At 45.9% G+C, this 3,592-nt stretch carries 1 protein-coding gene and 1 pseudogene; one reads left to right on the top strand and one right to left on the bottom strand.

The window, feature by feature from the left end; all coding sequences use genetic code 11:
* Positions 1–128: 128 nt before the first annotated feature.
* Positions 129–1,328 carry an amino acid aminotransferase gene (locus B7Y67_RS13100; protein WP_293599032.1) on the bottom strand — a complete coding sequence of 400 codons (1,200 nt, stop codon included), beginning with the start codon at positions 1,326–1,328 and terminating at the stop codon, positions 129–131.
* Between the two features lie 183 nt (positions 1,329–1,511).
* Between B7Y67_RS13100 and uvrB the strand changes: the two are divergent.
* Positions 1,512–3,545: pseudogene (uvrB, locus tag B7Y67_RS13095) on the top strand (excinuclease ABC subunit UvrB); the annotation flags it as partial.
* Between the last annotated feature and the right edge of the window lie 47 nt (positions 3,546–3,592).

The raw sequence follows: 3,592 nt of genomic DNA, 5'->3' as shown, positions 1-3,592 counted from the left end.
TTAATAAATGCTTCAGATGCTGCTCGAGCCCATGAGCTTACTGGTTGAAGTAAAGCTTTTTGAAATTCATGTAACTGATATAGCATGTTGCCTCCTGATGATTCAGTGTAACCGCTTATTACGCGTTGTTACGCCAATACGCGGGCGATTGCTTTGGCTACCTTATCAATATTTTTGGTATTGAGGGCAGCCACACAAATACGACCGGTGGAGAGGGCATAAATGCCATCTTCCTTTTGTAAACGATCTACTTGCTCTGCAGTTAATCCAGAGTAAGAGAACATGCCGCGCTGAGCTTCAATAAAAGTAAAGTCCTGCTTAACACCAGCAGCAGCCAATTTTTGTACCAGCCCCTGACGCATCGATTTAATCCGATCACGCATTTGAGCTAATTCATCTTCCCAGAGCTTTCTGAGTTCTGGTGAATTGAGAACTGCAGCTGCAATCGCAGCGCCATGTGTAGGTGGATTGGAGTAGTTGGTACGAATTACACGCTTTAGTTGCGAAAGTACGCGAGTGGATTCATCTTTGCTTTGAGTCACGATCGATAGGGCACCAACACGCTCACCATAGAGTGAAAATGATTTGGAGAAGGAGCTAGATACAAAGAAAGACATACCGGATTCAGCGAACAAGCGCACCGCAATCCCGTCTTGCTCAATACCAGCAGCAAAGCCTTGGTATGCCATATCTAAAAATGGAATAAGTTGTTTTGTTTTGCAAATATCAATAACTTGACGCCATTGCGCTTCAGTAATATCAGCGCCAGTTGGGTTGTGGCAGCAAGCGTGCAATAAGACAGTGGTGAACTTCGGAAAAGACTCTAGAGATTTCACCATGCCATCAAAATCAACGCCACGAGTCTTACCATCGAAATAGGTGTACTCAAGTACTTCAAATCCTGCAGATTCAAAAATACCGCGGTGGTTTTCCCAGGTAGGGTTGCTAATTGCGCAAGGCGCATTCAAATTGAGGCGCTTGATAAAGTCAGCACCAACGCGCAATGCGCCAGTGCCACCAAGACATTCCGCTGTTACAACGCGACCATCTTTGATGAGCGAAGAGTCGGCGCCAAATAATAAGTTTTGAACTGCACTGTTGTATGGATTTGGGCCTTCGATTGGAATGTAGCTGCGTGGGGAATGCTTCGCAACAATTGCTTCCTCAGCCTGAATGACGGCTTTTAAAAGTGGCACCTTGCCTTCATCGGTGTAATACACACCAACGCCTAGATTGACCTTGTCAGCGCGTTGATCGGCGACGTAGGCTTCTGTGAGGCCAAAAATAGGATCTTTAGGGGCAAGCTGGACTGAAGTGAAAAGGTTCATTTGAGGGTCAAAAATGGGGTAGTAATGTAGGTTAAAAGAGGTATTTCAGGCTTAATTGACGTTAAATTCAGTTAAATTTACTTTAAATGGCTGTTTTTGAGGCTAGATCCAACTATTTCCAAATAAAAACGGCAAAATCATTGTTTGTACAAAATTCGCTGTGAACTAAAAGTCACAGGTGAAATGATAGCTGAGATGCCCCCTAAGTTGCCTAAAACTTCCTCAAATTCCAAAGCTGCTGAAAGTAAAAAAGCCCCCGTAGCCGATCCTTTGGGTGAGGTGGGTCACGACCTTGATCCAGACAAGTTTGTCTCCTTTCCAGATTCGCCATTTCAGCTTTATCAGCCATTCCCGCCTGCAGGGGACCAGCCGGCTGCAATTGATGCTTTAGTGGCTGGGATTGAGGATGGATTGACCTTCCAGACTCTTTTGGGGGTTACTGGTTCAGGCAAAACCTTCACCATGGCTAATGTGATCGCCAGAACAGGTCGACCCGCCATTATTTTTGCCCCTAATAAGACCTTGGCGGCTCAGCTTTACAGTGAATTTCGGGAGTTTTTCCCAAAAAATGCGGTGGAGTACTTCGTGAGTTATTACGACTACTACCAGCCAGAGGCTTATGTCCCGACGCGCGATTTATTTATTGAAAAAGATTCGTCAATTAATGAGCACATCGAGCAAATGCGACTGTCTGCTACTAAGAGTTTGTTAGAGCGACGTGACGTCATCATTGTGGCTACTGTCTCTGCAATATACGGCATTGGTAATCCGGGTGACTATCACAGTATGGTGATGACATTGCGTCCCGGTGACAAGATGAGTCAGCGCGATATTTTGATGCGTTTAATTGCGATGCAGTACGACCGCAACGAAACCGATTTCAAGCGTGGTGTTTTTCGAGTGCGAGGGGATACGATTGATATTTTCCCTGCTGAGCATAATGAATTGGCAGTGCGTGTTGAGCTCTTTGATGATGTCATTGAGAGTTTGCAATTTTTTGATCCGCTCACTGGGAAAATTCGTCAGAAAATTCCACGCTTTACTGTCTATCCAAGTTCGCATTACGTTACTCCGCGTGACACGGTGCTTAAGGCGATTGAAACGATTAAGACTGAGTTGCGTATCCGCTTAGATGAGTTTGTTAAAGATGGAAAGTTGGTTGAGGCACAACGTTTAGAGCAGCGTACGCGCTTTGATTTAGAGATGCTCAATGAATTGGGTTTTTGCAAAGGCATTGAGAACTACTCCCGCCATCTCTCAGGGGCTATGCCTGGCGAGGCGCCGCCGACCTTGGTTGACTACCTTCCAAATGATGCCTTGATGTTCTTGGATGAGAGCCATGTTCTCATCGGACAGCTGAATGCGATGTATAACGGCGACAAGTCTCGCAAACACACTTTGGTGGAGTTTGGTTTCCGTTTACCTTCGGCAATGGATAACCGACCACTGAAGTTCACGGAGTTCGAAACGAAAATGCGTCAAACGGTGTTTGTTTCTGCAACACCCGCTGATTATGAAAATACGCACACCGGACAAGTGGTTGAGCAAGTGGCTAGACCAACAGGACTAGTTGATCCAGAAATTGAAGTGTTGCCAGCAAGCACTCAAGTGGATGATTTGCTCAATCAGATTCATGAGCGTGTCAAAGTGCATGAGCGCGTCTTGGTAACCGTTCTAACAAAACGAATGGCTGAACAGCTGACAGATTACTTGTCGGATAACGGTGTAAAAGTACGTTACGTCCATTCGGATATTGACACTGTAGAACGCGTAGAAATTCTGCGCGACTTACGCTTAGGCGTGTTCGATGTTTTAGTGGGTATTAATTTGTTGCGCGAGGGCTTGGATATTCCCGAAGTCTCACTCGTTGCAATTTTGGATGCGGATAAAGAGGGCTTCTTGCGTTCTGAACGCAGCTTAATTCAGACGATTGGTAGGGCGGCTCGAAACATTAAAGGCAAGGCTATTCTGTACGCCGACAGGATCACCGATTCTATGAAGCGGGCCATGGGGGAGACTGAGCGTCGCCGAACCAAGCAAATTGCCTTCAATAAGGCGAATGGGATTGAGCCACGGGGTGTCCAAAAGCGTATTAAAGACATTATTGATGGCGTCTATGACGTCCAAGAGAAGCGCTCTGAGATGCAGGTAGAGCAGGAGCGGGCTCGCTATGAGGATATGAGCGAGAAGGACCTGGCACTGTTAAAACAGGTAGAATCGCCATTTTGGTAGCATTTGCATTGGCTTTAATGATAAGTCCATTA

The organism is Polynucleobacter sp. 35-46-11, assembly GCF_002281105.1.
Note: the sequence above shows the minus strand (reverse complement) of the source record. Positions and strands in the feature narration are given on the sequence as shown.